We start from the raw sequence: 23,396 nt of genomic DNA, 5'->3' as shown, positions 1-23,396 counted from the left end.
GAAAGCATTAATATAATGCATTATGCTATTTCTTTTGTGCCTTAGCCCAACTATCACGTAAACCAACAATACGGTTCACTACAATATGGTCTGAAGTACTGTCTTTATCAGTTACAAAGTAACCTTGACGCAAGAATTGGAAATGGTCTCCTGGTACAGTATTAGCAAGACATGCTTCCCCTTTACTATGGAATACTTGTAAGGAGTCATGGTTGAAATCGCCCAAGAAGTCTTTACCATCCGAATCTTCTTTAAGTAAATAATCATATAAGCGAGATTCAATATCTACTGCAGTAGACGCTTCAACCCAATGTAATGTGCCCTTAACCTTACGTGTACAACCGCTACCGCTCTTAGTTTCAGGATCATATGTACAGTGAATTTCTGTAATATTACCATTTTCATCTTTAATAACATCAGTGCATGTAATGAAATAAGCTCCTTTCAAGCGTACTTCTTTGCCTGGTGCTAAGCGGAAAAATTTCTTAACTGGTTCTTCCATAAAGTCACTGCGTTCGATATAGATTTCACGGCCAAATACAACTTCACGATTACCAAGTTCTTCATTTTCAGGATTATTTTCAACTGTACAAAGTTCTGTTTTGCCTTCTGGATAATTTGTAATAATAACCTTTACAGGATCTACCACAACCATAGGGCGTTTAGCTTTAAGTTTCAAGTCCTCTCGAATACAGAACTCAAGCAACGCAATATCTACAATGCTATCCGCCTTCGCTACACCAATGCGCTCACAGAAATCGCGAATAGATTCCGGTGTATAACCACGGCGGCGTAAACCTGAGATTGTCGGCATGCGAGGATCATCCCAACCAGATACAAGTCCAGCTTCAACAAGAGCACGCAATTTACGTTTGGACATAACCATTTTAGTTACATTCAAGCGAGCAAACTCAATTTGTTGTGGAATTTCAGTATCATCCCATTCCTCTAACACCCAATCATATAATGGTCGGTGAACTTCAAATTCTAATGTACAAATAGAATGCGTAATACGTTCGATAGCATCTTCAATAGGATGGGCAAAATCATACATAGGATAAATTTTCCACTCATTACCCGTATTATGATGCTCTGTATTTACAATACGATAAATAACAGGGTCACGCATTACGATATTAGGATGCGCCATATCGATTTTTGCACGCAATACCTTTTCCCCATCTTTATATTTACCAGCTTTCATTTCTTCGAAGAGCATCAAATTTTCTTCTACACTACGATCACGGTATGGACTATTGACACCAGGAGTAGAGAAATCGCCACGATTTTGTTTAATTTCATCTGCAGTTTGATCATCTACATAAGCTTTGCCAAGCGTGATTAATTTCTTAGCATACTCATACATTTGGCCAAAATAATCAGATGCATAGCGTGGTTGTTCATTCCATTCAAATCCAAGCCATTTAACGTCTTCCATGATGGAGTTTACATATTCGACATCTTCTTTTACAGGATTTGTATCATCAAAGCGAAGATTTGTTAAACCATTGTATTGTTTACCAATACCAAAGTTTAGGCAAATAGATTTAGCATGTCCAATATGCAAGTAACCATTTGGTTCTGGTGGAAAACGAGTCAATACACGTCCACCGTATTTGCCAGTTTCGTTATCTTTGTTGATAATAGCTTCAATAAAGTTAACAGATACAACTTCTTCAGGAGCTACATCTTTTTCAATGTCTTTATGTTCCAACGTTCTTACCTCCATAGGAAAAATATTCTTTTATTTTACCATACTTTGTATAAAACCGCATATCTTTTAATGTCTTGCACTGTTAGTCGAAATCGGTTAAATCAACGCCAGCCTTTTTAAGCTCTTCTAGCGCAGACTCTACATCCATTTGAGGTTTCTTGTAGTTCACTTCTTCGTTCACACATGTTTTTAACGGTTTCTTATGAACGCCGGCAATAATATTATCTGCTGTCAAAATAGACATGTCATAACGAGTCCTATCTGTGTAAGAGCCAATATGTGGTACAATGAGGCAATTTTCTACCTCTAATAATGGATGATCCACTGGTAATGGTTCTGGATCCGTCACATCGAGTGCCGCATAATCAATTTCACCTGTATTTAAGGCATTAATGAGTGCCTCTGTATCAACGATAGGACCACGACCTACATTTACAAATAAAGCGGTATTTTTCATCTTCTTGAAGAATGCTTCATCACACATATGATAGGTTTCATCTGTCAATGGAGCCATAACACATACTACGTCACTAGTGGCTAATAAATCATCTAGCTCCATATAAGTAGTCTTGTGAATCTTATCATCCAAGCGTTGATTACGATTATGATATACAACAGTCATACCAAACGCACGGGCGCGGCGAGAAATAGACACGCCGATAGCCCCCATGCCAATGATACCAAGGGTACGACGACTCAAATCAAAACCTTTAATATTAGAAGGTCTTTGAGCCCAACGCCCTTCTTTTACAAAGTTAGCATTTTCTATAATACGACGACTAGCCGTAGCAATCAAGGTAAATGCAAGTTCTGCTACCGTTTCATTGAGAACACCTGGTGTATTGCCATAAGGAATGCCTGCCGCTGTTAGTTCATCAATGTTTACATTATCATAGCCTACGGCCGCTTGTGCTATAACCTTTAAATTTGGCGCATTCTTTACAAAATCAGCATCTACATCTAAAGGTCGTACACACCATAAACCATCTGCATCAACGAGCCATTCCTTCAGTACCTCACGAGGCATCACTGTTTTTTCAGTCCATTGGCGCACATCTACATGCTCTTTTAAATATGCAATCGCATCTTTGCGAACCAGTCCATTTACTACTACTAGAGGTTTCTTTTCCATGTATATCCCTCCCTAAAAAATTCTATATATTATAATTATATTTTATACTAGAAAGCTAACGTAATACAACAAAAAGGAGTAAGGCCAAAACCTCACTCCTTTTATGTATAATTTAAATTTGAACTAGTTCAAATCTGCAGTACAATTAGGACATTTAACTGCATTAATATTGATTTCAGATTTACAGAATTGACATTCTTTCGTTTTAGGAGCTTCTGCAACTTCCTCTTCTTTCGCAGATTTCATCATTTTAGCCAACCCACGAACCATCAAGAATACAACAAAAGCCAAAATCAAGAATTGAATCAAATCAGTAATAAATGTACCATATGGCAATACCGCTCCAGCTGCACGAGCTGTAGCAATATCTGCACCAGCCATGAATGCATCTTTAGAACCTGTGCTCAATGGTAAATACAAATTACTAAAATCAATACCACCTGTGAATACGCTGAGAACAGGCATGAATAGGTTGTTTACAACAGAATTAACCAATGCTGTGAAAGCAGCACCAATAATCATACCAATAGCTAGGTCCATCATATTGCCTTTGAAAGCAAATGCTTTAAAGTCGTTTAAAAAGTCTTTCATTTTCATACTCCTAGATACGTTTAATTGAGAATGCATTAATAACAGTACTAATCATAAAATAAAGATAAAAAGATGTCAAGAAATTTCGATGTAGTTTTTATAATTTAGTTAATATAGTTTTTCATAATTCTATCTATTATTGTAATAACCCATTTCTTATGCGTATTTTTTACACCATATTTTCTATACCTACGCTCTAAAAGGCTATCTTAAATACTTTAAAATAGAGTCTAACCAAACTTTGATCAGACTCTATTAATTAGAAGTAGTAATGTATTGACCCTTTAACCTAAACCTAGCGAAAGAAGTTTAGCACGCTCTATTACTGCAATAAATGCAGGTGGTATCATGGAAGCATCTAAAAATTGACTGATACGACGCCCTACAATTACCCCTTTATTAGCATAGAACCAAGAGAAGTAATAAATATGTAAATCATCTAACTTACGATCCGAAATATTCGATAAACATCGTTGTACAATTTGACTTTTAGTAATACCTAGTTTAGCATAACCACGCCGCGCCATATCCTTTGTAACCATCGGCCGTGCATCATCAATAATATCCTTTATGATAGCATCCATTATGGAACGCTTGTGCATCGCAAGCAAATACGATACAAAATCCATTTCAAAACAAATTTCTTGTGTGTAAAATATATTGCTATGTGCTTTTGCATACTTTCCCTCTACATCTCGATCATAGAGAGCTACTGTTGGAATAGAGAATCTATTAAATAATTTTTGTAATTTACTAATAGAAGACTCTCCTCGGGCATTGATAAGACAGATGCCAAAGTAATCAAAATCTACACCCAATCGTTTACCAAAACCTGCAAAGCTACCGTACTCTGTCTCTCCTTCTACAATGATAATACACCGAGCGTAGAGCGCCTCCTTAGCCTCTGGAAAATGCATAATCAAATGTTTCTCTACCTCTTTAGGGAAGTTAAACGTAACCCCACAGGCTGCACAGACCATATTATTTTCATCCCGATAAAGGCGAATAATGTGCCGATAATCATCAACAAGCGCATCTGTACTATGTGTAACTACAAAAAGTTGTCCTAACAATCCATCAATTTTAAATACATCTCGCAACAACGCTAAAAACTCTTCATTTTCATTAGTTGCAATTTGGCGGTAATAATTGAGTACAGCGCGTTGCAAATAAGGGCTTAAATGTAGCTCTGGCTCATCCACACTGATAAAGATTGGTAAAAACTTGCGACCTTTTCCATCATATACAAGTAAAGCTTCTAGATTTGTAGTCGCACTACTCACCTTCATATAAATTTGAGCTAAAATTTTAAGAGCCACAGCCATTATTAAACGCACATTATCAGCAGAATACTTGCGTTCTATAGCAGAAGATGTAGACAACACCTCTATAAGGTGTTGAATATTGAGCATACAATAGGGATCTAAATCCTTGCGTAAACTGACAATTTCACGCTGCAAATCATCAGTCGCCATTTCTAATCGAGATACATAAGCTTGTAAGAGATGTCCTAATTCAACATATACAGCAGAGGGTATAGAAAATAGCTCTTGCTCTGATGTATCGCGATGACACACATATAAGGCATGACGAATCATAGACAACGCCATAGGCTCAATCTCTGCATCAGTGACTCTGTATAATCGTGGATATACCTCTTGTACAACTTGTTCAAGTCGTAAACGGTAGGTGGGGCCTTCATCAGCAGTATACATACTTTTATAATTTAACTCACCCAAAGATATTTCAAAATCAATGCGGATAGGCTTGTTTACATCCGTGAAATCACTTTCAATGAACCCATGGCACTCCATGATAATTTCTAAGAGATCTAGAAAATTAGACTTACCCACCGCATTCTCACCGACAAAGTAATTAATATCATTGTGAAAGCTTAGCGTTACATCGGCTAAGTTCCTATAGTTTTCAATATGCATCCATTTTATATACATAGCTCCTCCGTCTGTAGCTACTTTCAAAATGAAAGAGCTCTAGTATATTTCATTACCACAAATCACTAACTAATACCCTTGTATTATCTCTTTTATGTAAAAAGGTGCTAATCACGAATGTAATCAGCACCCCACTGTCATATACAATCTGATATTGTATATATTCGACATTTATTTGATTTTATCCTCTATGACCTTGCCCTCTCTTAATGGACCACTCTGTTCTTTAAGACGCGCCAACATAACAGAAGATATAAACATGGCAATACCAGCGCCCACTGTTGCTATAGATAAGCTTTCACCAAAGATCAGGAACCCGTAGAAGGAACTAATAAATACGCCAACGTATTGCAAGAATTGAGCCACTACAGCATTGGTCGTAACAAAGGCTCCGGTCAAGAAAAACTGAGCCACTACACTAATACCACCGATAGCAAAAATAATGAGCCAGTCTGTACCTTGAGGCATAACGAGCTGTTCTGTAGTGACAAGGCCCGCAATCATACCAGTAATCATAAAATAGGCCATAATTTCAAAATTACTATGTTGTCCGCGTTTACTAATAGTTCGTATTGTCGTATAAGCCGCCGCAGCTAGAGCAGCACCTAAAATAGCCACCAAGGCATACCAAGAAAATGATTCATAACTAAAAGGGTTTACCATTACTAAGACAGCAATCAAAATAACTCCGAGCCATTTTCCAGCCCCTTTAGGTATCGATTCCTTCAGAAACAGCGCACTAAAGATAAAAACAAATATTCCAGTCGTCTGAAATAAAATTGTTGCATCAGATAATTTTATGTGTACCAAAGCGATAAAATTACATACCATACCAAAACCGCCATATAGGCCACGCATGACGAGGAGCCCTCTATCCTCTTTTGAAAAACGGATTCCCTTCACATACATGATAATGAGCACCGCAACAGTCCCAAAGAATCCACGGGCAAAAGCGATTTCCCCAGGTGGAATATTCGTCCCCAACAGTTTTACGAATACATTCATCGTACTAAACAAAAGTGCAGATAATAATGCATATATAAGGCCTTTTTTAGCCATAGCCCCTCCTATAATTATATTTCTCTATATAATTATAAACTCATATTTCTATAAATAATGAATACATCAATACATACTAACAAAATTCCATATTATATATGATGAATGTTAATTTAGTGAGAAAATAAATTTAGTTAGTTAATCAATAAAAATTGATTACTCAATAAGAAACATATAGATATGCCGCCCTTCTAAGGAAAGGCGGCATTGTATTATTTAGAGAATGTATCTACAAAATCTAAGATTTCTTGTTTCATATTCTCTTTGTCGATTGCTTTTGTAAAGCGCAATGGTTTGGATTGTAAGGCTTCCAATTGTTTAGGGAAGGCAACACCCGTTACAGTAGAGATATTATCTAAGCTTTCATAAGGAGTCTCGCCTACCTTGATATCCAATGCCTCACAGATTGGTGTAGGGAATTTAAATGGATGTGCTGTAGATGCAATCACTGTATGACGAGCGCCATCTTCAGGATGCTTCTCCAACTCCTTCATATAGGCCCCCATAGCAACCGCCGTGTGAGGATCCATTACATAACCGTAAGAATTGTATACTTGTTCAATGATTGCTTTCGTTTCTTCATCATCCACATAGGCACCAGCAAAATCAGTCTTAATACGTTTGAACTCTTCTTCATTAACAGTTAATTTGCCTGTTGTTTTAAGATCTTTCATCCATCCTGCTGTACGTTCGCTATCTTCACCAGAAATATAATATAAGAATCGTTCAAAGTTAGAGGACTCAAGAATATCCATAGATGGAGAAATCGTCGTATAGAATGGGCGGTTCATATCGTAGGTACCGTTTTCAAAGAAGTCAGTAAGTACGTTGTTTTGATTGGATGCACAAATCAATTTGCCGATAGGAATCCCCATTTTTTTAGCATAGTAAGCAGCCAAAATATTACCGAAGTTACCAGTTGGAACTACAACGTTGAAAGCTTCGTCTTCATGGATTGCACCTTGTGCAACCAGTTCAGCATAGGCATTTACATAGTAAACTACTTGTGGAGCTAAACGACCAATATTGATAGAGTTCGCACTGGAGAACATAACCCCTTTTTCAGCAACCTCTTCAGCAGTCGCTTTATCAACAAAGAGGCGTTTCAAGAATTGTTGAGCATCGTCAAAATTTCCATGAATAGCCGTAACATTAACATTCTCCCCTTCTTGTTTTTGCATTTGTTCCGCTTGCATAGGACTAACGCCATCAGTCGGGTAGAATACTTGAATATGAGTTCCCGGTACATTCTTAAAGCCCTCAAGAGCTGCTTTACCAGTATCACCAGAAGTAGCCGTTAAGATAAGAACCTCTTTTTTCTCACCTTCCGCCTCTTTAGCTGCCACTAACAAATATGGGAATAAGGACAAGGCCATATCTTTGAAAGCTTGTGTGCGGCCATGGAATAATTCCAATACGGAAACCTTTTCCAATAAAGAGTGTAATGGTGCAATATCACGGGTGCTGAAATTAGCATCGCAGTAAGCAGAATTAATCATTTCATTTAAATGAGCTTTGGAAAAGCATGGAAACAACTTTGCTAAAACAACGGCTGCTACTTCTTGGTAGTTTTTATCTTTCACATCATTGTAAGTTAAGCAATTTGTAGGAAATAAAGATGGTACATATAGACCACCATCCTCTGCTAAGCCGTGCAACAATGCATATGTTTCATTTACCGCAACGGTACCGCGGGTGCTAGTATAATTCATGGAATACCTCATTCATAACTACAATGGATTTTTACGAGTTTAATAGATTTATTATAGCATAAAAGCGCCCACTTGGGGCGCTTTCTATAGAATTATATAATAAATTTTAATCTGATAGATAAAACTAAACATTACTAACTAATTAGATAAATGTTTAGTCTCCACTATCAATCAGAAATCCCTTATAATTCACCTTCTGCAATAGCATCCAATGTATCAAGAGACGGAATGAAAAATAGCATGCCCGTAATAGGCTTGGAATAATCAAGCAATTTATCATTTTGTGTAAACATATTGGTAAGCATTGTTTTGGTCACATCCCAGTAACGAGCATAACCTATAAAGTATGTGCCTCGAACACCTTGACCAGGTTGAGCAAATGGAACATTCATACGAACGATCTTATGTTCTTCATCATCACGATTATCTTGAGCCACTACATTATGAGCTGCCGGATCTTTTTCATCATCCTCCAATTCAATATCGCTAAATTTGCGACGCCCAATGAATTTTTCTTGCATTTCTGTAGGAAGTGCACGCCATGCATCAAGATCATGTTCATATTTCTGTGCAAATGCATAAGAACCATTAGTAAATTCAGGATCTTCATCTCCAATAACGCCCCACTCTACGGCCTCTTGTCCAACAGGGTTTTCCGTACCATCAACGAAATCAATAATCGCACGACCTTGTTCGTAGTGGAAGCCATGGGTTTCATCTACAACAGATGTAATAGGGCGTAAGAACTCCATAATTTGATCTACTACAGTATACGTAACAGATTCATCATTAGAGCGGACATGCAAAAATAAGTCAGCTGCTACAGCTGGTACATCTTGTTTATCACCTTTTATGCCTTGGAAGTCTTCTAACTCTTTTGGTACCGGTGCATTAGGGAACAAATAATCCCATGCCTTACGGCTAAAGCCAAAGGCAATGCCCAAACCTTCCCCATTAGCGCGAATACTAACAGAACGTTTAATGGCTTGAATACGATCTGCCATATCTTGAATCACTTCAAGTTCTGCCTCATGATCTTTACGGTTTAATAACAAAGTGGTGAAGTTGACACTTTGGCCAGCATCTTTATACACATCTTGTGTTCTAGAAACATCTACTGCCATTTGGTACCTCCTAGTGAGAAAAACTATTATAAAACCATCATAAGCTATTATAGTTTTACTGTCTATAAAATATATTATTTGTATCAATACTATATTCAATTAATATCAAAGTTTATAAACTTAATTGAATCAATGACTACTCGTTTGAGAAAAATAGGATTAAACCACAACGTATTTTAACCATGTAAATAACTATGTAAAGGTTAAAAAGATATATAAAAAGCTAAAAGGAAAATATTTACACAAAAAAAAGAACTCACATAAAATGTGAGTTCTTTACTTTGGTGGACCACCAGGGGTTCGAACCCTGGACACCCTGATTAAGAGTCAGGTGCTCTGCCAGCTGAGCTAGTGGTCCATGACATGAATAATTATATGCTTATTTTATAGGAATGTAAAGAAAATTTATTACACTCCTATAAAATATCAACATTCATATTATTAATATTGTAATACCCAATCCTTCATAATATTACAGGCCTCAGTAGGGAGTAAATCACTAGTCCCTACGCAGTTTTCACCACTATATAGTTGAAGCACACTATGAGTGCGGCTTACTTCTTTAACAATAATATTCGTTAAATTAGACTTAGGAACGCTAAACTGTAACCCATAACGACCAAAATAGGTAAAAACAGACTCTTGTGTATCGTATTCTATATGGACTTGAAGCATCTTGCCTCCCGGCCAGCATGATTCAACATTCTCCTTTGATCTAGGCTTTAAAAAATCAAGAAATCCCATACTACCCTCCGATTCGCCACATTGGTCGTTCTGGTTGCTCCATGCCTATACCATCATGTCGTTCTTGTTTTCGTTGCAAAGAACGTTCGATATGCTTGGCTAAAGCCTCTTCTGAGGCACCATTGCGCACGAGCGATACAAGGTCAGCCTCATCATCTCGCAACAAGCACAATCGCATTTGACCATCAGATGTAAGGCGCACACGATTGCATGTATCACAATAGCTATGAGACATAGAAAAAATAAAGCCTACAGCCTTACCACTAGGTAGTGCCAAATATGTAGCTGGACCAAAGCCATAAATAGAATGAACCTCTGTGAGAGATCCGCCACTAACGCGTTCTAATTGTTCCTTCCATTCATCAAAGGTAGGCCCATGAAAGGCATCACCTTGGAACGGCATGTATTCAATAAACCGCCAAACAACAGGCCATTTTTCAACATATTGTAATAAAGATTTAACTTCATCATCGGACCAATAACGAGATAAAACCGTATTAATCTTAACGGATTTAAAGTTAGCATTAATAGCGCTACGTATACCGTCGAGAACAGACTCCAACTGCCCCTCTTTACCAACACAGGTGGCAAAAGCTTCAGTTTCAAGAGAGTCCAAACTAATATTCACACGATTCAAGCCAAGTTTTTTTAACCGTTGCGCTCGTGAGGCTAATAAACTACCATTGGTAGTCATAGAAATATCTTCAAACCAACCTGTTTCTTTAATGCGACCTAGTAACTCTTCGATATGTGGATAGAGCAAAGGCTCACCGCCTGTGAGGCGTACTGCCTTCACACCAATATGATGGAAGGCCCCTAATATATTCATCCATTCATCAACAGATAATAGTTGTGTTTGACTTTGAGGAGTAATTTCTGCAGGTCGGCAGTAGGGACAACAAAAATTACACGCATCTGTCAACGACAGACGTACATATTCAATTGTACGACCCCATGCGTCTTTCATAACACACCTCATTTACTAATACGAAATTACTTAATAATAGATACTTCATCACCTACATGAATCGTACCAGTTTTAAGAACCTTACCAAAGATACCTTGTGTAGGCATAATGCAGGAACCAACTTGTTTCATAATTTCACAACCTTGATGACATTCCTTGCCAATTTGAGTAATTTCAAGAATCACATCATCACCTACTTGTAAGTGAGTCCCTACAGCTAATTCATAAAGAACCATGCCTTCTACTGTAATGTTTTCAGCGAAATCACCAGGTTTGACATCTGCACCTTGTGCCCTCATGTGATCAATACTCGCAATACCAAGCAAGCTGATTTGGCGATGCCAATTTCCTGCATGAGCATCTCCCTCCATCCCATGATCAACAATGAGATTGGCGGATTCAATATTATGTTTTTTTTGCCCTTTTCTCTCACTTATGGAGATAGCAATAATTTTTCCGTCTGCCACGTAGCCCTTCCCTTCTTATGGGAACATTCCATATACATAACTTTTATAAACACTTAATTGTAAATACAAATTAATATTTCTATTTTATGAAAGCATCACAAAATAGTTCTACAATTATCTATATATTATAGCATAATATTCTAATATTTTTCCTGTGATTTTATTCACTAAAAAACTCTACCGAAAGAGGTAGAGTTCTCATCTAGTTATTATTATCGGCGACCCATTTCTTTAATTTCGTCACCTTTATTAACACCATTTAGTAATAAATTAAGCAAGATTGCCATAATACTACCAAAGGTAATGCCAGATTTTAATATAATTTGTGCCCAATCAGGGAAATTAGCATAAAAGTTCGGCGCCGCAATAGGGATCATAGCCACTCCAATACTAATCGCCACAAGCATCAAGTTATGATTACCATCAAAGCTAACCTTACCAAGAGAGCGAATACCACTGGCAACAATCATGCCAAACATAGCAATGCCAGCACCACCGAGCACTGCATTTGGAATGCTAGCAACTATAGCAGCTAATTTAGGGAATAATCCTAACAAAATTAAGATTACTCCAGATGCAGCTACTACAAAGCGACTTTTAACACCTGTAACCGCAATAAGTCCTACATTTTGAGCAAAGGCTGTATATGGGAAACTATTAAGAATTCCCCCTATTAAAGTAGAAATACCATCGGCACGAATAACAGAAGCCAATTCTTTTCGACCTATTGGCTTATCCACAATTTCACCAATAGCAATACTATCACCTGTAGTCTCTACCATGACAACGAGCATGACGATAATCATAGATAGTACAGAAGCCCAGTCAAAGGTTGGCAAACCAAAATAGAATGGTTCAATGAAAGCAACCCATTGAGAACGACCAACTTCGTCAAAATTAGCAACGCCCATTGCAAAGGCAATTGCCGTGCCTGCGATCAAACCGATTAATACAGAAAGATTACTTAAGAAACCTTTAGCAAACTTGTATACAAATACAACAATTAAGAACGTAAGAAACCCAAGTCCTATGTTTGTATAGCTTCCAAATTCTGGATTTCCTACGCCGCCTCCCATCCAATTAATGGCAACTGGCATTAAGTTAATCCCAATAAGAGTAATTATGGTTCCCGTTACAACAGGGGGGAACAGTCGAATTAGACGACTAAAGAATGGAGCTACTAGAAAGGTAAATAAACCTGCTACAATAATGGCGCCGTAAATGGCAGTCATACCATGCTGCGCCCCAATCATAGTCATAGGTCCGACAGATGCAAAGGTAACACCTTGGATCATAGGGATACGCCCACCTATATTACCGAAGCCTAATGTTTGAATTAAGGTCGCAATGCCACAAGTAAACAAGTCTGCTGTAATAAGACGAATCAAGTCCTCCACAGGTAAATTCATCGCCTGTGCCACGATAATCGGTACCGCAACAGCTCCAGCATACATGGCAAGTACATGCTGTAAACCAAAGGCAAAGAGCTGTGGTATGGGCAACATACTATCGACTGTATTTATTTGGTTCTGATCTGTCATAATGTCTCCTACATAAAACCTCGAAATATCACCCATTTATTTTACACTATCGTTCGGATTATAACAATAGAAAAAAGAGAGTCTATTATTTTATACGTATTAATAGGCTCTCTTTATATTATTTCCCGAACTTTTATAGTTTGCTCGGTTATATTATTCGATTTATATTATAATCTCTTATTATTCATATAACCCTATGATAGACGACTCTTTAACATCAAGATCTTTTTCAATGGCATACATCTTAGATGTTAGTTCTGCTACAAAACTTTCATCTTTAATACCAGATAAATTAATACGCACATTCAAAAAAGCCGATTTCACCGCAGCACGCGCATTAATAGCCGCAATAATACCATCTGTAATAAGGTTTTGATTCCCCTTACGAGAGGCTAGTTCTGCTAAATCAAATATTTGATTCGCTAATTCTCCAATCTCAAAAGGTACCATAGCCGCATCTTTGTAAGCTTGTTGAATAGCAGCTGTACGCGCAGCCTTTTCTTCATCTGTATTCTTTGGCAATCCTAAGGCGTTCATAAAGATGTTAAATACATCTGCATCAGCTTGAGATAATTCGAGCATGCGCTCGCGAATCGCTTCTGCTTTAGCTTGAAGCTCCTCCATTTCGGTCTGAACCGCTTCATAACCTTTTTTACCAAATGTAAGGTTTGCTACCATTTCTGCTAAAGCCGCACCTGTTGCGGCAGTTAGTGCTGCAATAGCACCACCACCTGGTGTTGGCTCTTTCGATGCAGTAGCAGCCACAAAATCTATCACTCGTTGTTCCACCAATTTCATAACAAGGCCTCATGTAAAAGCGATAACAAGATATGTCTTGTTATCGCTTTGTAATTACTATAAAAATCTACAAATATTGAACACAATAAAAAATATAACTAATTATAGCAGACACTATAAATCTCCAGTTAAGAAACGTTCTACTATAAACAATATCTATTAAAATAAGCCTTTAATCGTGCCGTCTGCTTCAATATCCATATTAAGAGCAGCAGGACGTTTAGGAAGGCCTGGCATTACCATTACATCACCTGTACGACATACAATAAAGCCTGCCCCATTGGCAACACGAATATCGGATACAGTAATAGTGAATCCTGTTGGAGCCCCTAATAATGCTGGATTATCAGATAAGGAATATTGCGTTTTCGCCATACATACAGGCAAACGATCCAGTCCCCAATCTGCTAATTGTTTAATTTGCTTTTTGGCTTTGTCCGTAAAGATAACTCCATCGCCACCATAAATAGTTTTAACGATTTTATTAACTTTATCCTCTAAACTATCTTCCAAATCATATACGAATTTAGGTGTTGGCTTAGGACCTTCAAGTAACTCTACGACTTTTTTTGCCATATCAGTGCCGCCTTCGCCGCCCTTTTCCCAACATTCATTAAGCTCTACAGGCACGCCAAACTCATCACATAGGCGAGTCAACTCAGCAATTTCTGCATCTGTATCGCTAGCAAATTTATTGATTGCCACTAATACAGGCACATTGAAATAACGCATGTTTTCAATTGCTTTTTGTAAGTTACTGAAACCTTTAGTTACGGCTTCAACATTTTCTGTATTCAACTCTTGTTTTGGTACACCACCATGCATTTTAAGAGCTCGTAATGTAGCTACGATAACGATTGCATCAGGGAAAATATCGCCGTATCGGCATTTAATATCAAGGAACTTTTCAGCACCCAAGTCAGCGCCAAAGCCCGCTTCCGTAACTACGATATCACCAAGCTTAAGTCCTAGTTTTGTAGCTACAATGGAGTTACAACCATGAGCGATATTTGCAAAGGGACCACCGTGAACAATAGCTGGTGTATGTTCCAATGTTTGTACGAGATTTGGCTTGATAGCATCTTTCATGAGAAGCGCCATTGCCCCTTGGCAACCAAGTTGATGAACATAAACAGGATCACCTGCTAAGTTACAACCGATAACGATGCGACCAAAACGTTCTTTCAAATCTTCTAAATCCTTAGCTAAGCAAAGAATAGCCATGATTTCAGAAGCAACGGTAATCATAAAATGATCTTCCCGAGGGAATCCACATACTTTGCCACCAAGTGCAACTGTCACATTGCGAAGAGCACGATCATTCATATCTAAAACACGTGTCCAAGATAGTTGACGCAAATCGATTTGCAATTCATTTCCTTGATGGATATGGTTATCGATCATAGCGGATAATAAATTGTTAGCCGCTGTAATAGCATGCATATCACCTGTAAAGTGAAGATTGATGTCATCCATAGGTACAACTTGAGCATAACCACCACCTGCTGCACCACCTTTAATCCCAAAAACAGGTCCTAAGGATGGCTCACGTAATGTAGCAATTGCATTTTTACCGATTTTTTGTAGCCCTTGTACGAGACCAATGCTCGTTGTAGACTTACCTTCCCCTGCTGGTGTTGGCGTAATCGCTGTGACTAGCACTAACTTACAATCTGGCTTAGATTCTAAACGACGAATAGCATCAAAAGAAATTTTAGCTTTATAATGACCATATTGTTCAATGTCACCAGGTGTTAAACCACATTTATTGGCAATAACCTGAATCTTTTCCATTCTATTCTGTTGGGCAATCTCAATATCGCTTAACATAAAGCCTCCTCGGCACTAAGGCCATCTATAAACTATATAACAACTATAACCTTACTCTCTAATATTCAATATTTAATATTAACTGTCTACTGTAGGTGTATATTTGTGCAACTACAGTAATCTATTATATATGAAAGTAGACCATATGTCTAATCAATTCTTGCCTATCTCTATATTATATTAACTTATTACCAAAATATTTTCTCCAAATAAGAAATAAGGGGCTGTAACAAAACAACCCTAGGTGCGTCTAAAAACAAAAAATACCAAGAAAACCTAGGATGTTACAAACTTAATTTTCTTGGTATTTTTTATATTATAAAGGGACTGCAACTAGAATGTGGTACAACCACATCCTGTTACAGCCCCTTGTATGACTAACCTTAATATAATTATGGGTTAAACGGGAACAAAATCGGTAACAATACTAAAGATACAATTGCAGATACTACAATCAACGGTACGCCGGCTTTCACATAGTCCTTAAAACTATAACCAGCTACATTATATACCATAGTATTCGCAGGCATCCCTATAGGTGTACCATACGCAAGAGAGCTAGAAATTACGATTGCAACAAGAATCGCCTTAGGATCAAAACCTAATTGAGATGCTAAAGACAATCCGATTGGAGCTAGCAATGCAACATCTGCTGTATTGGACATAAAGTTTGTCATAAATACAGATAGGAAGAAAAGTACCGCTAATAATGCCAATGGATTAGGTGTATCCCCCAAAGCATCAACAATAAGATTTGCAATATATGCACCTGCCCCAGATTTTACCATTGCTGTACCAAGAGCTAAGGAACCTACAAATAGTAGAATTGTCTTCATATCAATAGACTTAACTGCTTCGTTTTCGGTAATAACTCCTGTCGCTACGATAACAAGTGCACCTACCCAAGCACTAACCGCTAAGGATACGCCAATTTGTTTTTCAAAAATCATAGCAGCGATAGTCAACACCAATACCAAACCAGCTACCCATTTTTTCCAAACTGGAACATGACTAAAATCAGCATTTTTTTGATAGTTTGGATCAGGTTCACGCGTTGGAACCTCAGGTAAGAATCTTTTACCAATGAATGCATAGAATAAAGTACCTACGATAAGCATAGGTAAACCTACTTCACCATAAGCAAAGAAACTAAAGGATCCAAGGCCGGCTTCTTGCAAATTAGAATTTGCAATCATATTACCAGGAGAGCCAATCATAGAAATATTCCCCCCCATAGCAGCGGCAAATACGATTGGCATTAAGAATTTAGTTTGGTTAAAACCACCCTTTTTGCAAATACCAATAACAACAGGAATCATAACCGCTGCAGTACCTGTATTAGATAAGAAGCCAGACATAATACCTGTAAGCATCATAATAGCAATAATAAGGATAGTTTCATTTTTAGCAAATTTATTAACAACGTTACCAACATCAACAGCTACACCTGTTTCAAAGAAAGCAGCGCCGATAATAAACATAGCAATAAACAAAATAACATTAGAGTCAACGAAACCTTTAAAAGCTTCCGCTGCAGTTAATACACCAGAAAGATGTAATCCAACGGCCACAATCATAGCCGTAATAGACAATGGAATTTTCTCCAATGCAAACATTACGATTGCAAATACAAGAAATCCCAGTGTAATAGCAATACTATAATCCATGAGAATTCCTTTCATGGTAGTCATACTCTTATAGTATATCTATATGAAGATACGCTGTAAATCACAAAACAATATTATTAATAATTATTTCTCATATAGATATATTTACAAGTTATGAAGTTATTCATAATATAAAGAAATCGCTATTCTTATCTTATTATTTGATGAAACCTACGTGTTTATATATTTCGTCTAATATTTCATCTTTTTTCTTATTATATTCTATTTTCTTTTCTTCAAAGTAGTTATTACCGTCTGCATCAATGGATACGATAAGCGGACCAAATTCTTTAACCTTAAAAGTCCACAAAGTCTCACACATACCTAATTCACGCCAATTAGCAGATTCTACTTTTTCGACTTCTGTAGCAGCAAGAACCGCATTACCTGCAGGGAACACACAGTGTAGTGCACCAAAGTCTTTGCAGGCACGTGCTGTTTCAGGGCCCATGCCACCTTTACCTACAATGAGACGTACACCTGTCTTTTTAACAAATTCATATTCGTATTTTTCCATCCTCATAGATGTAGTAGGTCCTACAGATACAACTTCAAATTCATTATCGCTTAAAGTACGAATAATTGGACCTGCATGAAGTATAGCCCCATCTTTAACATCAACCGGTAACGTTTTACCTTCTTCTACCACACGACGATGCCCCATATCACGACAGGTTGTAATATGCCCAGTCAAATAAATCACATCGCCTGGCTTAATGCCTGCTAAATCAGATTGTTGAATAGGTGTAGTTAATATTTTCTTAGCCATTATAATGTCACTCCTTTATGAGATTTAACTGTGCAATTACCATCCTTGTCAAATACGAGATCGCCGCGACGATGATTCCAACAACCTACACTAACAGCACAAGAAATAACAGATGGATGACGTGTACCATGTTCAATGTTCACACCTAAAACAGTTTTATCCCCACCCATACCTTGAGGTCCAATACCAATCTTATTAATTCCATCTTCTAACAATTGTTCCATATAAGCCGCTTTTTCATTAGGTGCTTTTGAAGATACAGGGCGCATTAATGCTTTTTTAGATAATCCAGCAGCGGTATCAATAGTTGTAGCAATCCCTACACCTACCAATAGTGGAGGACACGCATTCAATCCATAGCTTGTCATCAAATCAAGAACAAACTTAGCAATACCTTCATAGCCTTCGCCTGGCATCAATGTTTTACCTGACCCTGGCAAGGAACACCCGCCACCAGCCATATAAGGGAAGATTTCTACATCATCACAACCAGAAATGATATCCCAGTGAATATAAGGTGCAGTGAGGCCAATATTTTTACCAGTATTAAACTCATCAAAAGTTTCTACACAGTTCAATCGTAATGGAGCCTCTTGTGTAGCCTTATAAGTTGCTTCTCTTAGAATATCTTCTAATTCTCCTAATAAGGGATAATTAGATCCAACCTTTACCCAAAATTGTAATACACCAGTATCTTGACAAGAAGGACGATTAAGCTGAGCTGCTAAATCCATATTATGTTGCATTGTTTCATAAATAGATTTGGCCATAGGATTTTTTTCATCCTGTGCCAATTCATGAATTTTTTCTTGTACATCATCAGGCAATACCTTTGCCATATAAGAAATGAAATTAGCTATCTTATTTGTCATTTCTTGTACTTGTTGTTCCTTCGTACTCATCGCAAACCTCCAAAAAGACTTCAATATTTAAGACGTGATTATTTCTGTTTCGGAACCTTAGCTCCTTTCGATGATTCTATTCTACTCTTTTTTCAGTATATAACTATCCAATTTACAAGTTGATTTTTATTGGTGAAAGTCTGTCAAACACATACAAAATTTCCTTAATTATTTTCTTTTAACCCATTAAAAATATACAATTTCACCTATATGATTATAAAAAAAAGAGCACTACCATCAGAACGTAGTGCTCTTTCACCATATATTTTAATAGGATTAACAAATATACAAAATCACCTATACCTAATAATTGTATATCCACCTAATTTAATTTTCAAAATCATGAAATTATAGCTAATTACAAGTTATTATAAGAATGAAAATTATGATTGTAATCTTTTTACAACCATCTCAAGTTGGTCTCTAACATCCTGTAACTTTTGATTAGCCTCATCTAATCTATTCTTATCGATAGAGACATCTTGATAGGGTAAGTAAGTTTGTAAAATGTCTATAATATCTTCTTCCTGAGTAGAAATAATTTCCTTCCAATCATGTAATTTTGTCTTACGCCCCATCTCTTTTGCTTGCTTTCTATATTCAGATGGTGTTGTATGGAAATGTTTCTTGAAGGCCACATTAAAGGCTTTAATATCTGCAAAGCCACAACTACTTGCAATATGTGCTACTCCATCTTCAGAGTTAGCTAAACGAACTGTAGCCTCTCGTAATCTCAACCGCAACAAATACTCTAAAAAGGAAACCCCTAATTGGCGTTTAAAAAATTGAGATGTATAGTTCACATTATAACCGCCTATTTTAGCAATATCTTCTAACTCTATCTTCTGCTTATAGTTTTCATCAATATAGGCAATCATTTTATCAAAGGTAGCTACAGTCATATCAGCAGGCTTTGTATGTATAGGGATAGTCTTAACCGCATCAATTTCACGATATATATCACTCGTCATGGCTAAAAAGTGACTCTCCAACCATAATTGACGATCAGGACTTTCACTATTCACCATTAACAACATCATTTGTGCCGCAAGATAACGTAAGGACGTAAAGAATTCATTATCCCTATTAGTTTTATCTGAGCGCAATACAAATTGGTACATGCCGAAGTTAGGATCAAAGTATTGGAAAAACTCCTTACTCACATGAATAACAAGAGCTGTTGTATCCTCCTCTAAGGCCAACGTAGCATGACCTACTTGAGGGGAAATAATAATGGTATCAAGAGGTTCCATTGTAAAAACCTCACTATTACAACTCATGTCGATTCTGCCCTTTAACAAGATCAAGACTTCAACGCCACTGTGCCAGTTGTAATGATATGTACTAACCTTATATATATCACTATTGAAATCTATATGATTGTGTTTATAGGTATAGTGAAAGTAATCCATAACAACGTAATACCCCTCATAAAATCAAACAAATACCTCTCAATTATTTACATAAAAAATGCACCCCTTATTAATCAAAGGGATGCATTCATTATGATATATATAATTAATAACGGTCAACAGTAATCTTATTTTATATATTAATAAATTATAGTTTTATGCTTCTATAGCATTATATATCTATTCTTAAAATTACATAACCGCTGTAATAGCCGCTGCTAAACCAAAGAAGATACCTGGTGCATTGGCTAATGCTACTGGAATATCTCTATGTTCTTTAAACAAACCATACGCTACCCATAATGTACAGTTGATTGCAGCTACAAGTGGTTGAATCCAATCACCAGTACCTGGATGTGCAAGGTTATGCATGATTTGTGGGAAATAAGATACATACATAGCTACAGCAGTAACAGTTGCAACTTTACCTACGTTTTCCATAAATTTTACTTGATTCATATATCCTCCAAAATTATAACTTACTAATTTTTTTACTCCTGATGAGATATATTCTACTCAGTTTAGTGAATATAACTATCCAAATTAAAAGATAATTTTTATATTAAAATCAACGAAAAAAGATAGATTTCTCTCGATTTATTGTATTTTGGGACTATAACAATATATAAATTCACCCGGAAAATACATATAAAAAAGCACTACTTATCAACAGTAGTGCTTTTTCAATAACTTTATAGGGTTTTTTGATATAGAAATTTACCCAATTCTAATCTTTCTATATGTGTCATAAATTCATCAAAATAATTTGCTTACCAAACTCTTATCACAAGAATATAGCTACTAAAAGAATTAGCTACTATAAGAATTAGTTACTATAAGAATCTAGTTGCCATAGAGATATAACAAAATACCTTTATAAATCCTTTACTACATCTGCTAACTTTTCTTTCAAAGATTCCAATTTTTTGCTCATAAATTCCAATTCACTCTTAGCTCGGGAATCATCTTCATACGACAAGAATGAATGCAATACATCAAGAACATCTTGATTGTCTACAGAAATAATTTCTTTCCAATCTTGTAAGACGGTTTTACGCCCAATGCTTTTGACTTGCTTACGATATTCTGTGGGAGTCATATTAAAGTGTTTTTTAAAAGCCACATTAAAGGCTTTCACATCTGCAAATCCACAATCGCTTGCAATTCTTGCGACAGCCTCATCCGTACCAGCTAAGCGAACAGTAGCGTCACGGATTCTTAACCTCAATACATACTCAACAAATGAAATCCCCATTTGCTTTTTAAAGAACTGAGATGTATAGGCAACATTATAGCCCCCAATTTTTGCAATATCTTCCAACTCTATTTTCTGCTCATAATGCTCATCAATATAGGCAATCATTTTATCGAACGTTGCGGGTTTCATATCACCAGGTCTAGCATTTTCATGAACCTTTTTAATGGGATCAAACTCTCTAAATACATCCCCAGCCAACGCTAAGTAATGATGCTCTATCCACATTCGATGTACCGGGCTTTCACCTTTAGTCATCAATAACATCGTCATAGCTGCATGATGCCGTAAGGTTGTAAAGAATTGATTGTGACGAGTACTATTATCTGAACGCAATACAAATTGATAGGCGCCAAAATCTGGATCATACTGTTGGTAAAATTCATTTCCTACATGAATGACAAAGGCAATGACATCCTCTTCCAGAGCTAATGTGGCATGTCCCACTTGAGGAGAGATAATGACCACATCAAGTGGTTCCATCGTAAATGTCTCACCATTACAACTCATCTCCATTTGGCCTTTTAATAAAATAACAATCTCCGTCTCACTATGCCAGTTGTAATGGTATGTGCCAACTCGATATATGTTGCTACTAAACTCTATGTAATTATGTTTATATGAATAGTCGAAGTAATCCATTACACTTTTACTCCCTAAGGTAATTTCGCTCTTAACTCCTGTTCCTGTGATTTACTCTCTTCTAACAAGGCCGATTCATCTTGAGTCCAAGGACCAAATAAAATTTGGTCTACAACAGTTCCAACAGATTCAGTACATAATTTTGAATTATATACTTGTTCTAAATCACGTTTATACACTTGAATAGTTTCAAAGACTCCACTCTGTTCTAGTTCAGTAATATTAGCGACCAAGGATTTTACAATTCCATCATGATGATCTTTAGGAGTGGCTCTCGCTTGTAAAGGATCCACAATCATCATTTCTAAATAGCGCAATTGCGTCGTCAAATAAGATAACTCTGGCTTAGTAGCAATCAAACAAAAGTCGACGGTATAGCCTTTAGATTTTAATAATGTAGCTGTATTAATTGGTACTGCGGCGGAACGTAATGTGCCTTCAATAATTAAATTGTATTTTAAAGAGCTTAATTTATCAATTACAGCCTCTACCATCTTACCTGCAAACATTTTTGTGTAATCTACACTATCAACACCATATTTTTCTTGTAACTCTCTAAAATACGGGTGTTGAGCACGGTATGTATCGCCATCAATGATAATATAATTACCTTTTGACTCTAGCATTTTCACACGATGAATTGTGGTTTTCCCGGCTCCACTTTGACCACCTAAAATAACAGCACGAGGTGTACTAGATATATTTTTATTAAACGTTAAGAAATCAATGGTACGTTCTAAGGCCTTATCAAAGTCTTCAGAGCTATAGGATTCAATAGCTTGTACATCACTAGTCTCTTTAACAGCTTTAACATCACTAATGTCATGAGAAGCTTGTGCTAATGACTCTTTAATATTGCTTTCAAGGTCTACCATATCTGATTTTAGAACGTCTAACTCATGTATAGACGTGGCTAAATATAACTCTGTATTTACAATATGAGAATACGCTTTTAATAGCTCTACACAGTCACTAGTGTCACTCTCCTCAACTAAGTTACAGAGACGCGCTAATGTTTCCGCGCTTTGTTCTTTTAGAACTTCTATTTGTAAAGTTAAATTATACTGTTCAACGACATTCATACATTCGACCTCTCTCAACGCATTAAAAATGCACCC

The 23,396-nt window shown here is 36.8% G+C and carries 20 protein-coding genes and 1 tRNA gene; all 21 read right to left on the bottom strand.

Annotated features, from left to right (window positions below; genetic code table 11):
• Nucleotides 1-25: 25 nt before the first annotated feature.
• Nucleotides 26-1,714 carry a glutamine--tRNA ligase/YqeY domain fusion protein gene (locus tag NE668_RS00500; RefSeq protein ID WP_227037107.1) on the bottom strand — a complete coding sequence of 563 codons (1,689 nt, stop codon included), beginning with the start codon at nt 1,712-1,714 and terminating at the stop codon, nt 26-28.
• 82 nt (nt 1,715-1,796) lie between these two features.
• Nucleotides 1,797-2,846 (bottom strand): 2-hydroxyacid dehydrogenase, encoded by a 1,050-nt coding sequence (locus tag NE668_RS00495; protein WP_227037108.1) that lies wholly within the window; start codon nt 2,844-2,846, stop codon nt 1,797-1,799.
• A 123-nt stretch (nt 2,847-2,969) separates the two neighbouring features.
• Entirely contained in the window at nt 2,970-3,437 is a 468-nt protein-coding gene (gene mscL, locus NE668_RS00490; RefSeq protein WP_227037109.1) for a large conductance mechanosensitive channel protein MscL, read from the bottom strand.
• 284 nt (nt 3,438-3,721) lie between these two features.
• Nucleotides 3,722-5,389 (bottom strand): ATP-dependent nuclease, encoded by a 1,668-nt coding sequence (locus NE668_RS00485; protein WP_227037110.1) that lies wholly within the window; start codon nt 5,387-5,389, stop codon nt 3,722-3,724.
• A gap of 171 nt (nt 5,390-5,560) precedes the next feature.
• A complete protein-coding gene (locus NE668_RS00480; RefSeq protein WP_004696559.1) occupies nt 5,561-6,448 on the bottom strand; it encodes a DMT family transporter in 888 nt (295 codons plus the stop codon).
• Nucleotides 6,449-6,660: 212 nt separating this feature from the next.
• Entirely contained in the window at nt 6,661-8,160 is a 1,500-nt protein-coding gene (gene thrC / locus NE668_RS00475; RefSeq protein ID WP_227037111.1) for a threonine synthase, read from the bottom strand.
• Between the two features lie 182 nt (nt 8,161-8,342).
• Nucleotides 8,343-9,284: a Dyp-type peroxidase gene (locus tag NE668_RS00470; protein WP_004696562.1), complete on the bottom strand. Its 942-nt coding sequence runs from the start codon at nt 9,282-9,284 to the stop codon at nt 8,343-8,345.
• A 282-nt stretch (nt 9,285-9,566) separates the two neighbouring features.
• Nucleotides 9,567-9,642: transfer RNA gene (locus NE668_RS00465), tRNA-Lys, on the bottom strand.
• 83 nt (nt 9,643-9,725) lie between these two features.
• Nucleotides 9,726-10,028, bottom strand: a complete 303-nt coding sequence (locus tag NE668_RS00460) for a hypothetical protein (RefSeq protein ID WP_227037112.1) — start codon at nt 10,026-10,028, stop codon at nt 9,726-9,728.
• A gap of 1 nt (nt 10,029) precedes the next feature.
• Nucleotides 10,030-10,995: a GTP 3',8-cyclase MoaA gene (gene moaA, locus NE668_RS00455; RefSeq protein WP_227037113.1), complete on the bottom strand. Its 966-nt coding sequence runs from the start codon at nt 10,993-10,995 to the stop codon at nt 10,030-10,032.
• 26 nt (nt 10,996-11,021) lie between these two features.
• Complete coding sequence (locus tag NE668_RS00450; protein WP_004696570.1) at nt 11,022-11,462, bottom strand: MOSC domain-containing protein; 441 nt, start codon at nt 11,460-11,462, stop codon at nt 11,022-11,024.
• A 212-nt stretch (nt 11,463-11,674) separates the two neighbouring features.
• Complete coding sequence (locus NE668_RS00445; RefSeq protein ID WP_227037114.1) at nt 11,675-13,003, bottom strand: nucleobase:cation symporter-2 family protein; 1,329 nt, start codon at nt 13,001-13,003, stop codon at nt 11,675-11,677.
• Nucleotides 13,004-13,183: 180 nt separating this feature from the next.
• Nucleotides 13,184-13,801: a cyclodeaminase/cyclohydrolase family protein gene (locus tag NE668_RS00440; RefSeq protein WP_195213091.1), complete on the bottom strand. Its 618-nt coding sequence runs from the start codon at nt 13,799-13,801 to the stop codon at nt 13,184-13,186.
• Nucleotides 13,802-13,960: 159 nt separating this feature from the next.
• Nucleotides 13,961-15,631 (bottom strand): formate--tetrahydrofolate ligase, encoded by a 1,671-nt coding sequence (locus tag NE668_RS00435; RefSeq protein WP_227037115.1) that lies wholly within the window; start codon nt 15,629-15,631, stop codon nt 13,961-13,963.
• Between the two features lie 392 nt (nt 15,632-16,023).
• Nucleotides 16,024-17,298 (bottom strand): SLC13 family permease, encoded by a 1,275-nt coding sequence (locus NE668_RS00430; RefSeq protein WP_077708600.1) that lies wholly within the window; start codon nt 17,296-17,298, stop codon nt 16,024-16,026.
• A gap of 157 nt (nt 17,299-17,455) precedes the next feature.
• Nucleotides 17,456-18,067, bottom strand: coding sequence for a L(+)-tartrate dehydratase subunit beta (gene ttdB, locus NE668_RS00425; protein ID WP_195394632.1), 612 nt, complete (start codon nt 18,065-18,067; stop codon nt 17,456-17,458).
• The gene (gene ttdA / locus NE668_RS00420; protein WP_004698665.1) at nt 18,067-18,969 is read right to left on the bottom strand and encodes a L(+)-tartrate dehydratase subunit alpha; all 903 of its coding nucleotides are present in this window, start codon (nt 18,967-18,969) and stop codon (nt 18,067-18,069) included. The genes ttdB and ttdA overlap by 1 nt, the downstream gene beginning before the upstream one ends.
• 383 nt (nt 18,970-19,352) lie before the next feature.
• Entirely contained in the window at nt 19,353-20,381 is a 1,029-nt protein-coding gene (locus NE668_RS00415) for an AraC family transcriptional regulator (protein WP_038150581.1), read from the bottom strand.
• Between the two features lie 192 nt (nt 20,382-20,573).
• A complete protein-coding gene (locus NE668_RS00410) occupies nt 20,574-20,840 on the bottom strand; it encodes a SemiSWEET family transporter (protein ID WP_004698672.1) in 267 nt (88 codons plus the stop codon).
• 415 nt (nt 20,841-21,255) lie between these two features.
• Entirely contained in the window at nt 21,256-22,278 is a 1,023-nt protein-coding gene (locus NE668_RS00405; protein ID WP_004698749.1) for an AraC family transcriptional regulator, read from the bottom strand.
• 14 nt (nt 22,279-22,292) lie between these two features.
• Complete coding sequence (locus NE668_RS00400; RefSeq protein ID WP_004698578.1) at nt 22,293-23,360, bottom strand: zeta toxin family protein; 1,068 nt, start codon at nt 23,358-23,360, stop codon at nt 22,293-22,295.
• Nucleotides 23,361-23,396: the final 36 nt, after the last annotated feature.

The organism is Veillonella parvula (genome assembly GCF_024461875.1).
GTDB classification, from domain to species: Bacteria; Bacillota; Negativicutes; order Veillonellales; family Veillonellaceae; genus Veillonella; species Veillonella parvula_I.
This window is presented reverse-complemented; position numbering and strand designations above follow the sequence as displayed.